This window comes from Aeromonas rivuli, from assembly GCF_020149575.1.
GTDB classification, from domain to species: Bacteria; Pseudomonadota; Gammaproteobacteria; order Enterobacterales; family Aeromonadaceae; genus Aeromonas; species Aeromonas rivuli.
The window spans coordinates 3,781,298-3,800,002 of the sequence record NZ_CP079742.1; the positions used below are offsets into that span (position 1 = coordinate 3,781,298).

The following is an 18,705-nucleotide window of genomic DNA, read 5'->3' on the forward strand; positions in this document are numbered from 1 at the left end:
CTAGTCCCTCTCCGCAGACTCTCCAAGGGGGAGCAGAGCGCCCCACGATGAGGCACCATCCTTAAACAAGGTTAAAAAATGCACCAAATTGGTTCAGTCACTCCATGCTAGTCATCTCGGAACACGTCACCCTGCCCTGGCATGAGTTGCAGTTTCAGGCGATGCGCGCCCAGGGCGCCGGGGGGCAACACGTCAACAAGACAGACTCGGCGGTCTGGTTGCGCTTCGATTACCGAGGCTCCCCCAGCCTGCCAGAACTCTATAAAGAGGGGCTGGACAGGCTCAGTGACAGCCGGGTACATGACGGCTTCATCCTGATCCGGGTCGAGACCCATCGCAGCCAGGACATGAACCGCAAGGAGGCCATGAGCCGACTGGTAGAACTGCTGACCAAGGCCGCCTGGCGACCCAAGGCCCGCCGAGCCACCAAGCCGACCAAGGGCTCCCAGCGCCGCCGAGTCGAAGCCAAGAAGCGCAAGGGCGACATCAAATCCGGACGAGGCAAGATAGCCCTGGATTGACACAGGCTGGCTGAGTGAGGAGTGATCTCCCTTCCAAAAGAGAGGGCTTTGCGGCGAAAAGATGAACATCAGATGAAGGCCACTCTCAGAAGTGCTTCAGAAGAGCGGGGGCATGATGAGTGCGTACCTGGATGGACATCACCCATGCACGTGCACCCATGTGACACTTCCAATCTGTTTTCTCGCGCCTCTTCCCTGGGGCGCTTTTTTTGTGTCCTCTTCCCTGGCTAACCCGCCTCATTACATGGGCAACATCCGGGAACAAAAAGGCCCGCCGAGGCGGGCCATGACCGGAAGGTGCTAACTTCGGGGGTCAATCAGATAGCGAGGAACAGACCCGCCAGGGCGGCGCTCATCAGGTTGGCGAGCACCCCGGCCAGTATGGCCCGCATGCCGTAGCGAGAGATGAACGCCTTGCGCTCCGGCACCATGGATCCCAGGCCGCCGATCAGGATCGCCATGGAAGAGATGTTGGCGAAACCGCACAGGGCGAAGGTGACGATGGCCTTGCTCGACGGGTCCAGGGTCTGATCCTGCACCAGCGCGATGAACGCCACGAATTCGTTGATGACGACCTTGGTGCCAATCAGAGCGCCAGCAGCCTGAGCCTGATCCCAGGGCACACCGATGAGCCAGGAGACAGGGGCAAACAGCCAGCCCAGGATCAGCTGGAAGCTCAGCTCCCAACCCAGCAAGCCACCGGCCCAGCCAAGCAAGCCGTTGAGCAGGGCTATCACACCGACGAAGGCCAGCAGCGTGGCTCCCACGGCGACCGCAATATTCAGACCTGACATGGCACCATCGGCGGCGGCTTCAATCACGTTGGTCGCACGAGGGATCTCCACATCCTGATGATGATCCTGTTCATCCGCTGCCGGCGGCACCAATATCTTGGCCATGGCCAGACCGGCCGGGGCAGACATGAAGGCCGCCGCGATCAGATACTTGAGCTCCACCCCCAGGCTGGCATACCCCACCAGGGTGCCGCCCGCCACGGAAGCGAGGCCACAGCTCATCACCGCGAAGAATTGCGAGTCGGACATCTTGGCAAGGTAAGGTTTGACCACCAGCGGAGCCTCGACCATGCCGACGAAGATATTGGCGGTGGCTGAGAGGCTCTCGGCCCGGCCAGTGCCGAGCAGCTTTTGCAGACCGCCGCCGAGCAGGGCGATGATCCTGGTCATCAAGCCGATGTGATAGAGGATAGCGATCAGCGCCGAGAAGAAGATGATGACCGGCAGCACATTGAAGGCAAAGATGAAGCCGAGTTTGAACTTGGCCAGGTCCCCAAACAGGAAGGCGATCCCCTCCTGGCCGTAACCGATGACGCTGCTCACGCTGTCACTGACGGCATTCAATACCCGCTGACCGGCGGGAAGCCAGAGCACCAAGGCGGCGAATACGATCTGCAGGGTGAGGGCACCGCCCACTGTTCTCAGTGGGATACGACGGCGATTGTCAGAGCAGAGGGTGGCGAGCGCCAGTATGCAGAGCATGCCGAGCAGGGCTATCATGGGGACTCCATCGGGGGGATTTCAGATGGGCGCGGATTCTGCCCCCCTCCCCTGATGACTGCAAGCTGGCAAGGTTATCAGTCTGTTACCAACCACCTCTGCGCCAACCACCCGGATCCAAGCACTTGATTCCCCTCGTCTTATTTCGCTCCCACCCACAACTGTTTACGCATGGAAACAATCATTCCTCCAGGCCGGACAATGCTTGTCCCAACCAGGGCGCCAGACGCCGTTGCCAATAGGGTGGCGTACCGAATCCCTCTTTGAGGAAATCGATGAAGAGGCGGATCTTGGGATCCAGATGTTCTCGGCGGGCATACACGGCATGGACCGCCATCTTCTGGCTCGGACGCCACTCGGGCAGCAGCGGGATCAGGGCGCCCGATTGCAGCTCCTTGTCGAGCAGATAGTTGGCGATATAGGCCACCCCCAGCCCGGCCAGCGCGGCGTCGCGTACTGCCTCCGCCAGATCGACCCTGTAGTTGCCCGCCACCTGCACGCTCTGGCGCTCCTTCTCCTTACGAAAGTGCCACTCCTGATAGCGTCGCTCCCGGCTCTGATAGGTGATGCAGTTGTGGTCTAGCAGATCTCGCGGCGTGAGCGGCGTGCCGTGGCCGAGCAGGTAATCGGGGGAGGCCGCCAACACGAAGCCGATATCGGCCAGGCGCTGACCTATCAGCCCCAGGGGCTTGTCTTCATAGGTGGTGATCCAGAGATCCAGTCCCTCATCCACCAGATTGGTTCGGTGATCGAACAGGGAAACCTCCAGCTCCAACTCGGGATAGCGCTGCTGGAAGGCCTTGAGGCGGGGGATCACATGCAATCGGCCAAACGACTGACCCACCCCTAGATGCAGTACGCCACTCACCTTGCCGCGTCTGTCCGCCACCATGGACTCCGCCTCCTGCGCCTGGGCCACCAGGGCACGGCAGTGGCGGGCATACTCCTGCCCCAATTCGGTCAGGGCGAAGCGGCGGGTGGTGCGCTGCACCAGCTGGGCACCGAGATCGGCCTCAAGCTGGGCCAGCTGCTTGCTGATGTGGGACTTGGAGACGCCGAGCCGCCGGGCGGCGGCCGAGATGCCCTGTTCGCGGACCAGGGCATCGAAGATCAACATTTGCGGGAGTCGGTGCAGCACGATATGACCTGAACAAGGGAGCGGGGCACCATTATTCCAGAGCCGCCGCTCAGGGGGTAGCGGCGAGTGCCTGCCGTAGCTGCGCGAGCAGAGGATCCTCATCCGGGCGCTGACGCGATCCATAACTCGCCAACAGCTGGCCATCCCGCCCGATCAGATACTTGTGAAAATTCCAGGCTGGCGCCTCCCTGGCCGCCAGCGCCAGTCCCTTGAACAGAGGGATAGCCTGATCGCCACGCACCGAGACCCGGTTGAACATGGGGAAAGTGACCCCATAGTCCCGCTGGCAAACTGCGGCCGTCTCCCCCTCCTCCCCCGCTTCTTGCTGGAAGTCATTGGAAGGGAAGCCGAGGATCAGCAACCCCTGGTCACGATACTCTTGGTTGAGTGCCTCCAACCCCTTGAACTGTTTGGTGTAACCGCAATAGGAGGCGGTATTGACCACCAGCACCACCTTGCCTTGGGTGAGCTGGCACAGATTGTGGCGCTGGGTGCTGTTGAGCTCGCGCTGCTCCCCGGCAAAATAGTCGGGGCAGCCAGCCAGGGCAGAGTGACCCCAGAGCAGCAATATGAGTGCGATTCCCTTCATGTTCTTCTCCTTTTTTCATCTGACCCCGGGCTGCTCACCAAGAGCGGGCCAGTGGTTATGGTCAGCCTCTGAACTCTCTACGCAGCAGGCGGGGCTTTGGCTCAATCCACCCATGACTCAGCGTAGTGCCATGCCGGTCAGCCAGCCGTGCCCCCAGAAGATCAGTACAACTGTGGCCACCAGGCCCAGACCCAGGCTAGTCAGCGTCCCCTGCCAGCTTGCCTCGGGACGCGCCACCCCGCCCCAGTCACGGACCGATATCCAGATGATGCTGACCAGCGCCCAGAGCCCCAGGCCGCCAAACAGGATCAGAGAGCGAGCCTCGGCATTGACCAGCAGGTGAGCGCCACTCCAGATCAGGACACCGAGCAGCTGGGGATGGCGCAACCAGCGCCGGAAATGGTTCGCCCCCTGGCCCGAGCAGAGCAGGATCATCGCCAGGGGCATCAGCCCCTGTACGGCCGCCGGCCCCCAGGAGGGCGGGAAGTAGAGCGGCATCGGGTAGAGGCTGCGCCAACCGGCCACGATGCAGCCGATAGCGACCAGCAGCAGCAGGGAAAACATCCCCTTATAACGACTCTCCCCCAGACGCGCCCTGAGCCGCACCCTGTGGGCCTGGGCAAAGCAGGGGTAGAGATGCACCAGGGCGAACAGCAGCACTCCCAGCATCAGCAATAGCATGGCGACCTCCTTGAATGTCTGGGAACACTATGACGCAAACGGGCCTGATGGCCTATAGAAACAGCCGTCGGCTCCGTGGGGGGATTGAGAAGGGAAAGGGCGGATAAAAAGATGCCGGCCAGGGGCCGGCATTGAAAAGCGCCATACCTGGAGATATGGCGACGGGATCAGAGCTTCAGTTGGTAAAGAGCCGCCACGTTACGGGAGGTCAGCGTCAGATTGGTGCTGGCGGTTTCCAGTGCCTCCGGCAGCGACATGGCCCGGTTGACCACGGCGAAGACGGCATCTATGCCATGTGCGTGGACCACGCCACAGTCATCGGTCAGGCAACCGGCGATGCCGATCACCGGCTTGCCAAACTGCTTGGCGCAGCGCGCCACCCCCATGGGGGTCTTGCCATGTATGGTCTGGCTGTCGATGCGACCCTCGCCGGTGATGACGAGATCCGCATCTTGCAGCACGCTGGCCAGATCCAGGGCCTCTATGACGATCTGGATGCCCGGCTTGAGCTCGGCGCCCAGCAGACCCACCAGCGCGGCGCCCATGCCACCGGCGGCACCGGCCCCCGGAATGTCCTTCACCTGGCAACCCAGGGCCGCCTCGATGCAATCCGCGTAGTGGCTCAGGTTGTTGTCCAGTTGCACGACCATCTCGTAGTTGGCGCCCTTCTGGGGACCAAACACGGCCGAGGCCCCCTTGGGACCGCAGAGCGGGTTGTTCACATCGCAGGCCACCTCTATGGTGAGATCCGCCAAACGCGCATCCAGCCCACTCAAGTCGATCGTCGCCAGCTCGGCGAGGGCGGCGCCCCCGAAGCCAATGGCGCTGCCGTCTGCCTTGAGCAGTTTGCCGCCCAGCGCCTGGATCATGCCAGCGCCGCCATCATTGGTGGCGCTGCCCCCTATGCCGAGGATGAGGTGAGTCACCCCCAGATCCAGGGCGGCCAGGATCAACTCACCTGTACCGAAGCTGGAGGTCAGCAGGGGGTTGCGCTGCTCGGGCGCCACCAGATGAAGGCCGGAAGCAGCTGCCATCTCGATGACGGCGCGCTTGCCATCCCCCAGCAGGCCGAGGAATCCCTCGACCTTGTTACCGAGCGGGGCCGTCACTTCGGCGGTTACTATGCGACCATCGGTGGCATCGACCAGGGAACGCACCGTGCCCTCGCCACCATCGGCCATGGGCAGCTTGACGTAGGTCGCATCGGGCAACACCTGTTTGAAACCCGCCTCGATGGCGTCGGCCACTTCCATGGCACTCAGGCTTTCCTTGAAGGAGTCAGGGGCAATTACAATTTTCATATCAATTCCTTAGGCAACACCAAGTACGCCAAACATCAGGGTAGAGACAACTGCAATGGTCAAACCGACTGCCGTTTCGTAAGGGATAAGCTTCAAGCGCTCGCTGATGCCCATGTGGACGCTGCCGCCCGTTGCATGGAAGAAGGAGCCATGGGGCATGTGGTCGAACACTGTGGCACCGGCGTGGATCATGGCGGCACCCGCCAAGCCACTGATGCCGAGTTCGAGCAGGGTCGAACTGAAGACGTTGGAGGCGACCACAGTCCCGGCGGTGGTCGAGGCGGTCGCCAGGGACATCAGGGCACCGGAGATGGGGGCCAGCAGGTAGGAGGGCAGGCCCGAAGCAGTCAGGCCGCTGATCAGTACATCCTTCAGCCCCGAGTTGGCGATGATGCCTGCCAGGGTACCCGTACCGAGCAGCATGATGGCCACAGGTGCCATGCGGGCCAGACCCGAGACGGCAAACTGGTTCACCTTGCTGAATTTACCCATCATGAGGGCGCCGACCAGGCCACCCAGGGGCAGGGCGATGAGGGGATCCACCACTATGCCAGCCACGGGACGCAGGGCCAGCAGCAGTATGGCCACCAGGGGCGCACTGATGGCGGCGGCAAAGCCGGGCAGAGCAGCCTGATCGACGCTGACCACTTCCTCGGCGGTGACCTTGGTACCCTTGTTGTTCAGACGCTTGGCCAGCCAGTAGGCCATGACCAGACCGAAGATACCGGGGATGATGCCAGCCGCCATGACGGAGGTCAGGGGCAGATGGAAGGCGTCCGCCGCCGCGATGGCGTTGGGATTGGGGGACATGACGTTACCCGCCTTGCCGCCGCCTATCATGGCGAGCAGTATCGCTGGCTTGGAGAGGTCGGCGCGCTGGGCAATGGCCAGCGCGATAGGCGCCACTGTGATGACGGCGACGTCCACGAAGACGCCGACCGCGGTCAGGATCAGCGTCGCCAGGGCCAGGGCCAGCAGGGCCCGGGTCTCTCCCAGTTTCTTGATGATGGTCTCGGCGATGGTGGTGGCCGCCCCCGATTCAATCAGGACGCCAGCCAGCACACCGGCGGCCAGAATGCGCATCACCGCTGTGGTGATGCCCTGGGCGCCGCCTATCATCAGGGCGACGGTCTGGGTCAGGTCGGCACCGCCGATCAGCCCCCCCGCCAGGGCTCCGACTATCATGCCGTAGGCGGGCGGGACCTTCCTCAGGATGAGAAAGATGGCGATGGTGAGCGCCGCTAGGGCGCCGATGGCGGTAACTGGGATCATGACAGGCACCTTTTTTATGTGTGGGGTTCAGGTGTCGTCATTATCGGGAAATCAACCGGAAATGCCTTGTAAAAAAAGACAAAGACAACGGTTTTACATTGGCCTTATTTGTACATTACGACAAATTCACTCTCCGAGACTGAAACCGAGATAGAGTAAAAACTTATCATCTAACTTGTTGATATTTAAACCTGTTATCTGCTCAATCCGAGTAAGCCGATAGCGCAGGGTATTAGGATGAATGAACAACAATTCCGCAGTACGATGCAGATCACAATCCTGCAAGAAATATTGGCGCAGCGTCTTGTGCAGGACTCCCTTGCTGTCCTGTTTCGCCAGGGTGCGCAGGGGTGCCAGCAGCTGAGTCGCCTGCCAGGAGTCCGCCAGACTACCGAGCAGCACCGGCAGGCGGTAATCCTCGAAGAAGTAGACCTGCTTGCGCGGCGCCTGACGGCGACCCCGGCGCAGGGTATCCCGGGCAGTCTGGTAGGAGAGCACCAGACCCTCGATGCCAGGGAAGTAATCCCCCACCCCGATGCGCACCTTGAAGTCCGGGATCCGCGCCAGTAGCTGCTTGATGCGGGTCCGCTCCTGACTCGATTGCCAGACCCCATCGTTCAGTTGAGCGGGCTTGAGCACCACTATCTCGTCCAGACCATTGATGGCCACCAGGTTGTCCCGCTCCGGGTATTCGAGCAGCTGCACCAGCTCCCGTAGCCGGGCAGGATCGGCCTCTTCCAGGCTCAACACGGCCACCACCCTGGGCCTGGCCAGGTCCAGCGCGAGAAAATGGGCCGCCTGTTGCAACTGATCCACCCGCCCCTCCCCCCGAATGAGTTGCAGCACCAGCTCCTCCTTGTGGCGCTTGTCCCACTGCAGCTGCTCGGTGAGGGCGGCCTGTTCGAGGATCAGCTCAGCCGTCATCCGCACCAGCTCGGCATAAGCACGAACGATGTCCGGGTCACCGGAGATGCCGATGACACCGATGAGCGCCCCCTGATAGGCGATGGGCAGGTTGATGCCGGGCCTCACCCCCTTGAGCTGCTGGGCGGTCGCCTCACTGATCTCCACCACCCTGTTGTCGGTCAGGGCCAGCACGGCCCCTTCGTGGCGCTGATGCAGACGCTCCGGGTTACCGGAGGCAATGATCAAGCCCTGTTCGTCCATGACGTTGACGGAAAAAGAGAGAATTTTCATGGCCCGGGTCACGATCTGGCGGGCGAGCTGCTCATTCAATTGCACGGTAGGCTCCTGTGGATGGCTCCCCCGGAAGGATGGTCTGGCTGCATCCATTGTCACATCATCAAGACAAGCGAGGGGGGGATCGCTAGAATAGGCCACTTTACTCGATGTGAGCCTCGAGGTGGTGTCCCAATTCGGGCTCCTGTCTGGTCTCCATCCGAGCGCCAAGCTGACGAGAACCTCTTTTATGGACTATGAATTTCGACGCGATCCCTTCGGTGGCTATCGCGCCCGCTTCTCCATGGGCCATGAGGCCATAGGCCAGTGGCTGATCGACGAAGTGGGCAAGGATGAAGAGAAGCTCGACGAGCTCTTCGGCGTCATCGACCAGCTCTCCAATCGCACCCTGATGGAGTACAAGATGCTGGGCGGCGACTACTCGCTGCTGCTGACGATAGAGGAAGCCGAGGTCAAGGCCAATGTCCTCAACATAGCGCTGGATGAGGATCTCGACGACCTGGCCTACTACGATGATGAACAGCTGGCCATGTGCGGGCTGGAAGATTTTGCCCAGGTGCTCAGCTCCTGGCGCGCCTTTATCCGTAACGAGGATATGGGCTGAACAAACCGATCAAGGGCGAGCGTGCCCTTCGTAACCCAACAGGATTGACTATGTCTATTTACGATTTTGATGACGAATTGCCGGAAGAAGAAGATCAGGAAGAGAGTGGCAAGAAGCCTGCCGCTCCTGCCAAGAAGAAGGGCAAGCAGGTCATGAACACCCAGGTGAACCTGAGCCCCCGTGATGCCAGCCGCCTCAATGGCATGCATATCGAAGCCATCTCCACCCTGGACGATGTCAGCCTGCCGAAGAACGTCATCTTCAAGGCGGGCCTCATCGCCCTGGGCGAGCTGGCGCCGACCAAGCGGGCCGATATCATAGCCCGTGTGATTGCCGAGTCCGGCCGCTAAGCCGCGCCCTGCCTTCACCCATAAAAAAACCGGCTCAGTGAAGTGAACCCCATTTATTGGACACGTTAGTTGGCGGATAACATGGCCTGAGTTCGGTACTGTACCGGGCTCAGGCCGTTTAGTTTCACTTTGATCCGCTCATGGTTGTAGTAGTGGATGTATTCATCCACCACACGTTTCAACTGCTCTGTATCTTCGTACTCTTCGTTGAACCAGCATTCGCTTTTCAGCAGTCCAAAGAAGTTCTCTACCACCGCATTGTCCAGGCAGTTCCCTTTGCGTGACATGCTTTGCTTCACGTCCCTTGACGATAATCGCGTCTGATAGCTGGCCATCTGATATTGCCAGCCTTGATCCGAGTGCAGCACCGGCGCGTCTGTGGGCCCTAATGTCGCCAAGGCGTCATCCAGCATCTTGTCCACCAACCGCATCCCCTGGTGCGTTGCCATCTGCCAGGCGATGATCTCGCTGTTATAGAGGTCCAGCACCGGCGACAAGTACAACTTCTGCCCTTTGAGATTGAACTCCGTCACATCGGTGACCCATTTTTGGTTCGGGGCATCGGCGTGAAAATCACGCTGCAAGAGGTTCGGGGCGATATGGCCGTATGTCCCCTTGTACGACCGATATTTCTTGCGGCGCAGGTTAGAGGCAAGGTCCTGTTCTCGCATGAGTTTTCGCACTGTCTTGTGGTTAATTAGGCACCCTTCGTTGCGCAGCGCCAGGGTGATCCGCCGATAACCATAACGCCCCTTGTGGTGATGAAACAGCGCCTTGATCCGTTGCGCTTCATGCTCATAGGTCCCTGCGCTGGTACCTGACTTCACCTGCCAGTAGAAGGTGCTGCGTGGCAACCAAGCGATATGCAGCAGCGTTGCCAGCTGATGGTCCTGCCTTAGCTCGGAAACTATTTTTGCTTTCTCTGCTGCTTTTCCCGAGCCAAGGCATGCAGCTTTTTTAGATAGGCGTTCTCCGCCCGCAGGTATTCGAGCTCTTCCTGGGCACTGTGGAAAGTGGGATAGGGGGCGGTGAGCGGTTTGTTCGGTGGTTTTTTTCCTGAAGCCATGATGCGCTCTGTGCGTTTGTCACTAAGGGCCATGATACCGCCTTCACGATAAAGCCGCGCCCACCGACTGACGGTGCAGGCCGCGGCGATCTTGAATGCTGCGGCCGCCTTGCGAGAAGATGCATTATTTTCCTGCATCCAGTGCAGTACCTCCTCTTTGAACTCAGCAGAATAAGCTTTGGTCGTGATGGTCAAGCCATCTTCACCACTGACTTTCCAGTGCTCAGTCCAGCGGCGAACGGCGCCATGATCGACACCAAACAGGGCGGCCGTCTTTTTGGCACCGTCATGACCGTTGAGATAGTGAAGAACGACCTGACGCTTGAAGTCGGTCGAGTATTTTTGCTTTGCCATAGAAACGAAGAACCCCTACTCGTTGGGTGTCCAACTTTCGGGGTTCACTTCATCAGGCCGGTTTTTTTATGGGTAGCCGTGCCCCCTGTCTCTCCCCCTGTAACCAAAACCCCTCTGCCCCGGTCTGTGTTATTGATTGCCAGGACCACCAGAGGAGTTCCCCATGCCCGGTATTTCCCCCTGTTTTGCCCTGATATTGTGCACCCTCTCGGCCACCGCCGGTGCCGCCAGCCTGATCGTTGAGAACGGCCTGCCCTCTCCCCTTATTGGCTGGCCCGAAAAATCGTTTCAGGGGCACACCCGCTACAGCGACGTCGAGGAAGCAGGGAGCATAGTGCTGCGGGCCGAGGCCGATGGCAGTGCCTCCGGCAAGTTTCTGGATCACACCATCGATCTGAACAAGACCCCTATTCTGAGCTGGCGCTGGAAGGTGGCCACCGTCGCCGACGGGAATGCTGACGAGCGCAGCAAGGCGGGGGATGACTACCCGGCTCGCCTCTATCTGGTGGTCAAACGCGGCCTGTTCGGCCTCTCCAGCAAGGCCATCAACTATGTGTGGTCTGCCCATCAGCCCCTGGGCAGTCATTGGCCCAATGCCTTCACCGAGCAAGCCATCATGCTGAGCGTGGAGAGCGGCCCGGCTCATGCGGGGCAATGGGTCAGCTACCGCCGTGATGTCCGCGCCGACCTCGCCCGTCTGCTGGGGGAGCCGATCGACCAGATAGACTCCATCGCCATCATGACAGACAGCGACAACGGGGGCGGCCTGGCCCAAGCCTGGTACGGAGACATCCACTTCTCGGCCAGATAGGCAGGCCAGCTCGGACGACCGCCACGCCATTCACCCCACCTTTTCCATCCGTTTGCCACCCGGATACAGAAGGAGTCATTGTTGTCTTCTCTCTTCATCCCTTGCTATGCTCTGCGCCCTTTTAGTGCGCCGGAGCCCGGATTTGTCTCTCCCTATCGATATGCTTGTCTGGGCCCTGCTGGCTGCCAGCACAGGGCTCACCCTGGCCCGGCAGTGGCGCGCGGGCGCTCTGCTGCTCGTACTTTGTCTGTTGGCCGCCCTGCTGATGGGGCGACTCAGCCCCCTCGCCCTCAGTCTGGTCGTGATGGGACTCACTCTGGCGGGCAACCTGCATCGCCTGCCCGTCTCCTGTCGCCCCGCCGCCCGGGGGCTGGTGCTGCTCTGGGCATTGGCACTCATGCTCCACCAGCTCCCCGGCTTCGAAAATTTGAAGATGTTGGACAAGGTGCAGGCGGGACCGGCCAGCGTCCCCTTTAGCCTCTATCTGAATCTGGACAAGCCCCTGGCCCTGTTCGGCCTGCTGCTCGCCTGGCGAGATCTGCTGGGGCCGGGAGGCCTGATACGCTGGCGGCCGCTGCTCCTGCTCACCCTTCCCCTTGTGGGCTTGCTATTGACGGCCTGGGGAGTGGGCGCCCTCAAACCCGAGGTGGGCCTGCCCAGCTGGTGGTGGCTGTTTTCCCTCAATAATCTGCTGCTCACTTGCGTTTCGGAAGAGGCGCTGTTTCGCGGCTGCCTGCAACAGCGGCTGAGTGAGCGCTTCACCCCCTTGAAGGGCTTGCTGATCGCAAGCGGGCTCTTTGGCATGGCCCATCTGGCTGGCGGCCCGCTGCTGGTCGGCTTCGCCGCCCTGGCCGGGCTCTGCTACGGCTTGGCGTTTCACTGGAGTGGTCGCCTGAGCATCGCCATCGCAGTCCACTTTCTGTTCAACTTCGCCCACCTGGCCCTCTTTACCTACCCCCTGGCCAGTCGCTAAGCCATGAAAAAAGGGCCCCGATCGGCCCTATTTACACCCTCCACTCCCTCAGGCCAGCGGGTAGCTGGCCGCCAGACCATTTTCACAATGCCAGTTGGCCCACAGTTTGCCATCGCTGCCCATCTGCAGGGTGGCGAAGTTGCGAGTGCGCAGGTAGACGGGGGCGCCGAACGGCTTGATCAGCTCGGTGCGGATCAGCCGGCTCTCGTCGAGATACTCGGGGTCGTCATTGGTCATGGCGAGGATCCCCATCCACTGGAACTGGGTCGGACAGGGATGCACTATGCCGGAGGAGACCAGCTGGTGCACATTCATCACCCCCTTGCCCACCCGCCGGTCCTGGATCACCCCGAGGCAACCCACGTGCACATCCCCGGACAGGATCAGGGTTCTGGACGCCCCCTTGTCGGCCTTGCGCCGCTGCTGGGCGTTGTCCAGCAGTCGCATGATGAGGCGGGCCCGCTCCCCCTCGTGGGCCTTGGCGCGCCAATGATCCTTGAGATCGTCGGTCAGCTCCTCCTCCCAGGGGGTGGCATCCAGCGCCGCCTCGGTGAAGGAGAAGTCCCGATAGACCACCGGCACCCCCGCCATCACCAGCAGGTTCCCCTCGCTGCAGGCGGCCAGGGCGCTATTCACCTGATCCCACTGCCCCCGGCTCATCACCTGGGTTTGAGTGCGGGTTGCCCTGTTGTCCAGGGCCAGGATCTGGTAACCCCTAAAGGTCAGCCGCCAGGAGTGGTGACTCAGGGCCGCCGGATCCAGCAAGGATCCATTGGCGCCGGAGCGCAGCTGGAACAGCCGGAAATACTTGGCGGCGGCGGCATAGATGGCGCGATAGACCTCGCAGCCCTGCAAGTCGGCGGGGTAGCTGCCCCAGCCATCGAAGATGTCGTGATCGTCCCACATCATGGCGCTCGGCACCCTGGCCAGCATGCGCGCCACCTCGGGGCGGCCCCACTGTTTGCAGTAGAGCTCGCAATAGAAGCGGTCGAGCTGCTCCTCCATGGTGCGGGTCGCCTTGCGTTTGACCTTCTCGGCCCGGTCCAGCTCGTTCCAGGCTTTCAGGGTCGGCACCGTGGTCCAGAGGGAGTCGGCATAGACCTGATCCCCGCCCATCAGCAGCAGGGAGAATGGATGCGCCTGGTGTTCGGCGGCAAGCTTGTCCCACATGGCGTAGGGCTGGGAGGTGGAGGTGAGCAGCTTGAAGTCGGAGAAACCGTTGCAGGAGGCATAGCCAATCAGCACCTGATCTTTCAGGCCCGGCAGATGAAACTGCCACTGCTCAGCCCCGGCCAGATCCTGGGCGGGCACCCCATCCAGCAGGATCTCGTAGCCTATGGTGCTGGTCTTGGCCTTGGCGGGTGCCGACCAGAGCGCTCGCCAGAAGCCGCCTTTGGGGGTATCCGCCTGCTTGCTGGCGGCCAGCAGCTTGCCATTGACCCTGACGTCAGCCCCCTTGCACTCCGCCCCCGCCAGAAAACAGATGCTGTATTGTGTGTCGGATTCGAGCCCCAGCAAGGGGCCCATTACCAAAGTCGTCATCGCTTATCCCTCCATGATTTCACCCATGCAGCATAGCGAAACAGACCCCTTTTCATACTGACCAGCTGGGCCGCCCCACCTCAGACGGCGAAGAGGGAGGTCACGCCTTGCCCTTGAACTGCTTGACGCTACGTTTGTTGGCGGTGCGGCGATTCGCCTGCTTATCGCGGGGGGCGCGCTTGCCCTCCCCGCTCGCGGGCTGGTCGGTGACCGGGAAGCCTTCAAGCTCGGCCAGCGGCAGCTCACGACCGGTCAGGGTGCGGATGGCGGCGAGGGTCTCGGTCTCGCCGTGACAGACCAGGGACATGGCGAGCCCCTTGCGCCCGGCGCGGGCGGTGCGGCCGATGCGATGCACATAGACGAGGGCGCTGGCGGGCAGGTCCAGGTTGATCACCACCGGCAGCGCCTCCACATGGATGCCGCGCGCCATCAGCTCCGTGGCCACCAGCACCCGCACCTTGCCCGCCTTGAAATCGGCAAGCGCCTGCTCGCGCGCCCCTTGCTCCTTCTCCCCGTGCAGGGCCGCCACCGCGATACCCGCCTTGGCGAGCTTCCTGGCCACGGCGTCGGCATCGTCCCGCGCGCTGATAAAAACCAGCACCTGAGGCCAATCCTGCTCTTTCAGCAAGCCGATCAGCGCCGGCACCTTGCCGCTCTTGTTGACCAGATAGAGCCGCTCCTCGATATCCTCCACCAGGCCGTTGCGCGGGTTCGCCTCGATGCGTACCGGCTCGCGCAGCAGACCGCTCGCCAGGCTCTCCAGCTCGTCCGGCAAGGTGGCGGAGAACAGCAGATTCTGCCGCTGCGCAGGCATGGCATTCAGCAACCACTGGATATCGGGCCAGAAGCCCATCTCCAGCAGGCGATCCGCCTCATCCAGCACCAGCGCACGCAGGTTGCTCAACCCCAGCACGCGCTGGGCCAGCAAGTCGCGCAGCCGCCCCGGGGTCGCCACCAGCAGCTGTGGCCCCAGGGCCAGCTCGGCCTGTTGCTGCTCCTGGGCCACCCCGCCGCACAGGGTCAGGAGACGCAGCCCCAGCGCCTCGGCACCGCCCTGCAGCGCGGTACTCACCTGGCTCGCCAGCTCCCGGGTCGGCACCAGCACCAGCCCCTGCACCCGATCGCAGGCCGAGTCCAGCCCCTGCAGCAGCGGCAGGCCGAATGCCAGGGTCTTGCCGCTGCCGGTCTGGGCCAGGGCCAGCAGATCCTGTCCCGCCAGCGCCGCCGGAATGGCAAGCTGCTGGATGCGGGTCGGGGTATGCAAGTCGGCAGGCAGGGCGGCCAGCAGGGCGGGATCGAGGGCGAGTTCGTTAAAGGTCATGGGCTAGGCAGGCATCGGCTGAATGAAGAAGTGGGAGGCGAAGTCTAGCCAGCCTGACCCCATAAGTAAAAGGATGGTGCCGACTCCGGCGCCGCCAGGGGTCGTGGGGGCTGGATAAAGAAATGGGGGCCAAGCCCCTGCGCCAGAAATAAAAACGGCCTGCGCCTGTGTTGAAACAGGGCAGGCCGTCGGGCAATCAGGGTGCTAACGAGATTACAGCACGGCCAGGGCGGCGGCGTAGTTCGGCTCGTCGGCGACTTCGGCTACCAGCTCGCTGTGCAGCACCTTGTTCTGCTCGTCCAGCACCACGATGGCACGGGCGGCCAGGCCAACCAGCGGACCGGAGGAGAAGGCCACGCCGTAGTCTTGCAGGAAGGAGACGCCACGCAGGGTGGACAGGCTCACGACCTTGTCCAGGCCTTCGGCGCCGCAGAAGCGGGACTGGGCGAACGGCAGATCGGCGGAGATGCACAGCACCACGGCGTTGTTCAGGGAGCTGGCCTGCTCGTTGAACTTGCGCACAGAGGTGGCGCAGGTCGGGGTATCGACGCTCGGGAAGATGTTCAGGATCTTGCGCTGACCGGCGAAGGTCGCCAGGGTCGCATCGGACAGATCGCCAGCAACCAGAGAGAAGGGCTTGGCCTGCTCACCGGCAACGGGGAATTGGCCGGAAACGGAGACTGGGTTGCCTTGCAGGGTGACGGTATTGCTCATTTTTTGAGTCCTTGATGATTGAGGGGGGATCCAGGGTCCCAGTATAGGCCCAGCGGCGGGGGACAAACACCCGCCAACCACAGGGATATAAATCTGGGTAGGCCAACCGCCCCTCCGCCGATAGAAGGGGAAAAGGGGCTTGACCTTGGACTTAACACCAAGGTTTACACTGGGCTCAGACATAAGGGATCCCGCAGGGGCGGGATCCACTCAAGAGGGACTCATCATGAGCAAATCCTGCTGCAGCCATTCCCATGCCGCCCCCATCAAGGCCATCGGCAAGGCCGCACCCCATCAACACGAACACGGGCACGACAGCCACTGCTGCGACAATGCGGCCCCGGTCAGCTGCAGCGCCAGTACGGCCTCCCATGCCCATCAGGAGCAAGAGGTAAACGAATCACCGGGGGATGAAGAGCCCCCCAGAGGAAGTTGTCAGAGTCAGGGTTGCTGTGACTCGCAGCCAGCTCATGACCATAACGACCATGCGGGTCATGATCATCAGTCGGTCGCCGACAGCCCTGAGCCCCTGGCTTCGCCGACTCAGAACAGTCGCCGCCATAGCTGGCAGGTGCTGGGCATGGATTGCCCCAGCTGCGCCCGCAAGATAGAGACCGCCGTCGGTCGGGTGGCCGGCGTGCAGCAGGCCCGGGTGCTGTTTGCCACCGAGAAGCTGGTGGTGGATCTCGCCCCCGGCCTCTCCCCCGACCCCGTCACCGCCGCCGTGCGGCAAGCTGGCTTCCGACTCAAGGGCGAGGCCAGTGCCAAAGCCGCCGCCGGCCAGCCGCGTGGCCCTCTGCTGACAGCATTGGGCAACTTGTTCGGCAAATATGGGCAGCCCCTCTCCCTGGCCGCCCTGATGTTGGTGGCGGCCCTGCTGCCCGACACCCTCGGCCAGCCACTGTTCATCCTGGCGACCCTGTGGGGACTCTGGCCCGTGGCCCGCAAGGCCTGGGCCCTGACCAGGAGCGGCTCCCCCTTCGCCATCGAGACCCTGATGACGGTGGCAGCGCTCGGCGCCCTCTTCCTCGGCGAGACCGCCGAGGCGGCCATGGTGCTGCTGCTGTTCATGCTGGGGGAACATCTGGAGGCCTATGCCGCCGGTCGTGCCCGCGCCGGGGTCACCGCCCTGATGGCCCTGGTGCCCGATCAGGCGCTGCGCATTCGTACCACCGTAGATGGTGAAATACGGGAAGAGGTAGCCGCCGACGCGCTGCGTCCCGGTGACATCATCGAAATCGCCCCCGGCGCCCGCCTGCCCGCCGATGCCCGCCTGCTCGACCCCCTCGGGGCCTTTGACGAGAGCGCCCTGACCGGTGAATCCATTCCGATAGAGCGCCGCCAGGGGGACAAGGTGCCCGCTGGCAGTCTGGCGGCGGATAGAGTGCTGCGCCTCGAGGTGGTCTCAGAGCCCGGCAACAACGCCATCGACCGCATCCTGCACCTCATCGAGGAGGCCGAGAGCCAGCGCGCCCCTATCGAGCGTTTCATCGACCGCTTCAGCCGCTGGTACACCCCGGCGATGATGCTGGTCGCCCTGCTGGTGGTGATAGTGCCACCGCTGGCCTTCGGCCAGAGCTGGGATGAGTGGATCTACCGCGGGTTGGCGCTGCTGCTCATCGGCTGCCCCTGCGCCCTGGTGATCTCCACCCCGGCGGCGGTGACCTCGGCCCTGGCGGCGGCGACCCGGCAAGGAGCGCTGATCAAGGGGGGCGCAGCACTGGAGCGACTGGCCCATGTCGATACCATCGCCTTCGACAAGACCGGCACCCTGACCCTGGGCAAGCCGCGGCTGACCGAGCTTGTCAGCCTCAATGGCCAAGCCGAGACAGTGTTGCTGGCCCTGGCCGCCGCCATCGAGCAGGGTTCCCATCACCCGCTGGCCCGTGCCGTGGTGGCCGCCGCCAGCGAGCAGGGGCTGACCCTGACCAACGCCCAGGATCTGCGCGCCCTGCCGGGCATGGGGGTGGAGGGACGCATCGACGGCGCCCTCTGGCAACTGCTGGCCCCGAGCCGGATCCCCGATCTCAGCGAGGCCATCAGCCAGCAGATCACTCGTCTGGAAGCTCAGGGCAAGACGGTGGTCGTCCTCAGTCAGTCAGGTACAGTGCCGGTTGCCCTGCTGGCGCTGCGCGACCAGATCCGGCCAGACGCCGCTGCGGCCTTGCAGGAGCTCAGGGAGCTTGGGCTGCAAAGCATCATGCTGACCGGGGACAACCCGCGCGCCGCCGAGGCCATCGCCGGTGAGCTCGCCATGGAGTGGCGGGCCAGCCTGTTGCCGGAGGGCAAGGTGGAGGAGGTAGCCAGACTCGCAAAGACCCGCAAGGTGGCCATGATCGGGGATGGCATCAACGACGCCCCCGCCATGAAGCGGGCCAGCATCGGCATCGCCATGGGGGGCGGCACCGACGTGGCGCTGGAGACCGCCGATGCGGCCCTGACCCACAACCAGCTCGGTGGCCTCGCCGCCATGATCCGGCTGTCGCGCTCGGCGCTCGCCAACATCCACCAGAACATCGCGCTGGCGCTGGGGCTCAAGGCCATCTTCCTGGTCACCAGCCTGCTCGGCATCACCGGGCTCTGGATAGCGGTGCTGGCCGATACCGGCGCCACCGCCCTGGTCACCGCCAACGCCCTGCGCCTGCTGCGCAAGCGCTAAGCAGCAATATCACCGGCCACGGCACTGCCCCGCAGATGCCGGACATGAAAAAGCCAGTCCTCGGGCTGGCTTTTATTTTCTGAGGTGGCTGGGCG

17 protein-coding genes are annotated in these 18,705 nt (G+C 62.6%); 6 read left to right on the top strand and 11 right to left on the bottom strand.

The window, feature by feature from the left end; translation table 11 throughout:
* The first annotated feature begins 104 nt into the window (after positions 1-104).
* On the top strand, positions 105-521 hold the full coding sequence (gene arfB / locus KYK33_RS17415; RefSeq protein ID WP_042044226.1) for an alternative ribosome rescue aminoacyl-tRNA hydrolase ArfB: 417 nt from the start codon (positions 105-107) through the stop codon (positions 519-521).
* A 317-nt stretch (positions 522-838) separates the two neighbouring features.
* Here arfB and KYK33_RS17420 read toward each other — a convergent pair whose 3' ends face one another.
* From KYK33_RS17420 to KYK33_RS17450, 7 genes are all read right to left on the bottom strand, one after another.
* On the bottom strand, positions 839-2,035 hold the full coding sequence (locus KYK33_RS17420; protein WP_042044227.1) for a NupC/NupG family nucleoside CNT transporter: 1,197 nt from the start codon (positions 2,033-2,035) through the stop codon (positions 839-841).
* A gap of 181 nt (positions 2,036-2,216) precedes the next feature.
* The gene (locus KYK33_RS17425; protein WP_224431322.1) at positions 2,217-3,152 is read right to left on the bottom strand and encodes a LysR family transcriptional regulator; all 936 of its coding nucleotides are present in this window, start codon (positions 3,150-3,152) and stop codon (positions 2,217-2,219) included.
* Positions 3,153-3,222: 70 nt separating this feature from the next.
* Positions 3,223-3,762 carry a glutathione peroxidase gene (locus tag KYK33_RS17430; protein ID WP_042044229.1) on the bottom strand — a complete coding sequence of 180 codons (540 nt, stop codon included), beginning with the start codon at positions 3,760-3,762 and terminating at the stop codon, positions 3,223-3,225.
* A 117-nt stretch (positions 3,763-3,879) separates the two neighbouring features.
* Positions 3,880-4,443, bottom strand: a complete 564-nt coding sequence (locus KYK33_RS17435; RefSeq protein ID WP_224431323.1) for an NnrU family protein — start codon at positions 4,441-4,443, stop codon at positions 3,880-3,882.
* A gap of 167 nt (positions 4,444-4,610) precedes the next feature.
* Positions 4,611-5,744, bottom strand: a complete 1,134-nt coding sequence (locus KYK33_RS17440; RefSeq protein WP_224431324.1) for a glycerate kinase — start codon at positions 5,742-5,744, stop codon at positions 4,611-4,613.
* A gap of 9 nt (positions 5,745-5,753) precedes the next feature.
* Entirely contained in the window at positions 5,754-7,016 is a 1,263-nt protein-coding gene (locus KYK33_RS17445) for a GntP family permease (protein ID WP_224431325.1), read from the bottom strand.
* A gap of 126 nt (positions 7,017-7,142) precedes the next feature.
* On the bottom strand, positions 7,143-8,258 hold the full coding sequence (locus KYK33_RS17450; protein WP_224431326.1) for a sugar diacid recognition domain-containing protein: 1,116 nt from the start codon (positions 8,256-8,258) through the stop codon (positions 7,143-7,145).
* A gap of 187 nt (positions 8,259-8,445) precedes the next feature.
* Here KYK33_RS17450 and KYK33_RS17455 point away from each other — a divergent pair, with 187 nt between their 5' ends.
* Together KYK33_RS17455 and KYK33_RS17460 are read left to right on the top strand one after the other, a co-directional pair.
* Positions 8,446-8,820 (top strand): YacL family protein, encoded by a 375-nt coding sequence (locus tag KYK33_RS17455; protein WP_042044234.1) that lies wholly within the window; start codon positions 8,446-8,448, stop codon positions 8,818-8,820.
* A gap of 50 nt (positions 8,821-8,870) precedes the next feature.
* Positions 8,871-9,170 carry a hypothetical protein gene (locus KYK33_RS17460; protein ID WP_005905686.1) on the top strand — a complete coding sequence of 100 codons (300 nt, stop codon included), beginning with the start codon at positions 8,871-8,873 and terminating at the stop codon, positions 9,168-9,170.
* Positions 9,171-9,235: 65 nt separating this feature from the next.
* Here KYK33_RS17460 and KYK33_RS17465 read toward each other — a convergent pair.
* A protein-coding gene (locus tag KYK33_RS17465) for an IS3 family transposase (RefSeq protein WP_224430502.1) occupies positions 9,236-10,590 on the bottom strand; the annotation gives its coding sequence in 2 pieces (ribosomal slippage) (positions 9,236-10,131 and positions 10,131-10,590; 1,356 coding nt in all).
* 163 nt (positions 10,591-10,753) lie between these two features.
* On the opposite strand from KYK33_RS17465, the gene KYK33_RS17470 reads away from it, so the two are divergent.
* Complete coding sequence (locus KYK33_RS17470) at positions 10,754-11,401, top strand: DUF3047 domain-containing protein (RefSeq protein WP_224431327.1); 648 nt, start codon at positions 10,754-10,756, stop codon at positions 11,399-11,401.
* A gap of 106 nt (positions 11,402-11,507) precedes the next feature.
* Positions 11,508-12,374: a CPBP family intramembrane glutamic endopeptidase gene (locus KYK33_RS17475; RefSeq protein ID WP_318010402.1), complete on the top strand. Its 867-nt coding sequence runs from the start codon at positions 11,508-11,510 to the stop codon at positions 12,372-12,374.
* A 48-nt stretch (positions 12,375-12,422) separates the two neighbouring features.
* Here KYK33_RS17475 and KYK33_RS17480 read toward each other — a convergent pair whose 3' ends face one another.
* The 3 genes from KYK33_RS17480 to tpx all read right to left on the bottom strand — a co-directional run bounded on the left by KYK33_RS17480 (position 12,423) and on the right by tpx (position 15,951).
* Entirely contained in the window at positions 12,423-13,916 is a 1,494-nt protein-coding gene (locus tag KYK33_RS17480; RefSeq protein ID WP_224431328.1) for an alkaline phosphatase D family protein, read from the bottom strand.
* A 100-nt stretch (positions 13,917-14,016) separates the two neighbouring features.
* Positions 14,017-15,237 carry a DEAD/DEAH box helicase gene (locus KYK33_RS17485; protein ID WP_224431329.1) on the bottom strand — a complete coding sequence of 407 codons (1,221 nt, stop codon included), beginning with the start codon at positions 15,235-15,237 and terminating at the stop codon, positions 14,017-14,019.
* 213 nt (positions 15,238-15,450) lie between these two features.
* Positions 15,451-15,951, bottom strand: a complete 501-nt coding sequence (gene tpx, locus KYK33_RS17490; protein ID WP_224431330.1) for a thiol peroxidase — start codon at positions 15,949-15,951, stop codon at positions 15,451-15,453.
* Positions 15,952-16,177: 226 nt separating this feature from the next.
* Between tpx and KYK33_RS17495 the strand changes: the two genes are divergently transcribed.
* The gene (locus KYK33_RS17495; protein ID WP_224431331.1) at positions 16,178-18,610 is read left to right on the top strand and encodes a zinc/cadmium/mercury/lead-transporting ATPase; all 2,433 of its coding nucleotides are present in this window, start codon (positions 16,178-16,180) and stop codon (positions 18,608-18,610) included.
* The last annotated feature ends 95 nt before the right edge of the window (positions 18,611-18,705 follow it).

What these genes read in the sequence shown, in the direction of transcription:
- arfB (WP_042044226.1), top strand. Translation starts at nt 105, where the DNA reads ATGCTAGTCATCTCGGAACACGTCACCCTGCCCTGGCATGAGTTGCAG.
- KYK33_RS17420 (WP_042044227.1), bottom strand. Translation starts at nt 2,035, where the DNA reads ATGATAGCCCTGCTCGGCATGCTCTGCATACTGGCGCTCGCCACCCTC.
- KYK33_RS17425 (WP_224431322.1), bottom strand. Translation starts at nt 3,152, where the DNA reads ATGTTGATCTTCGATGCCCTGGTCCGCGAACAGGGCATCTCGGCCGCC.
- KYK33_RS17430 (WP_042044229.1), bottom strand. Translation starts at nt 3,762, where the DNA reads ATGAAGGGAATCGCACTCATATTGCTGCTCTGGGGTCACTCTGCCCTG.
- KYK33_RS17435 (WP_224431323.1), bottom strand. Translation starts at nt 4,443, where the DNA reads ATGCTATTGCTGATGCTGGGAGTGCTGCTGTTCGCCCTGGTGCATCTC.
- KYK33_RS17440 (WP_224431324.1), bottom strand. Translation starts at nt 5,744, where the DNA reads ATGAAAATTGTAATTGCCCCTGACTCCTTCAAGGAAAGCCTGAGTGCC.
- KYK33_RS17445 (WP_224431325.1), bottom strand. Translation starts at nt 7,016, where the DNA reads ATGATCCCAGTTACCGCCATCGGCGCCCTAGCGGCGCTCACCATCGCC.
- KYK33_RS17455 (WP_042044234.1), top strand. Translation starts at nt 8,446, where the DNA reads ATGGACTATGAATTTCGACGCGATCCCTTCGGTGGCTATCGCGCCCGC.
- KYK33_RS17460 (WP_005905686.1), top strand. Translation starts at nt 8,871, where the DNA reads ATGTCTATTTACGATTTTGATGACGAATTGCCGGAAGAAGAAGATCAG.
- KYK33_RS17470 (WP_224431327.1), top strand. Translation starts at nt 10,754, where the DNA reads ATGCCCGGTATTTCCCCCTGTTTTGCCCTGATATTGTGCACCCTCTCG.
- KYK33_RS17475 (WP_318010402.1), top strand. Translation starts at nt 11,508, where the DNA reads ATGCTCTGCGCCCTTTTAGTGCGCCGGAGCCCGGATTTGTCTCTCCCT.
- KYK33_RS17480 (WP_224431328.1), bottom strand. Translation starts at nt 13,916, where the DNA reads ATGACGACTTTGGTAATGGGCCCCTTGCTGGGGCTCGAATCCGACACA.
- KYK33_RS17485 (WP_224431329.1), bottom strand. Translation starts at nt 15,237, where the DNA reads ATGACCTTTAACGAACTCGCCCTCGATCCCGCCCTGCTGGCCGCCCTG.
- tpx (WP_224431330.1), bottom strand. Translation starts at nt 15,951, where the DNA reads ATGAGCAATACCGTCACCCTGCAAGGCAACCCAGTCTCCGTTTCCGGC.
- KYK33_RS17495 (WP_224431331.1), top strand. Translation starts at nt 16,178, where the DNA reads ATGAGCAAATCCTGCTGCAGCCATTCCCATGCCGCCCCCATCAAGGCC.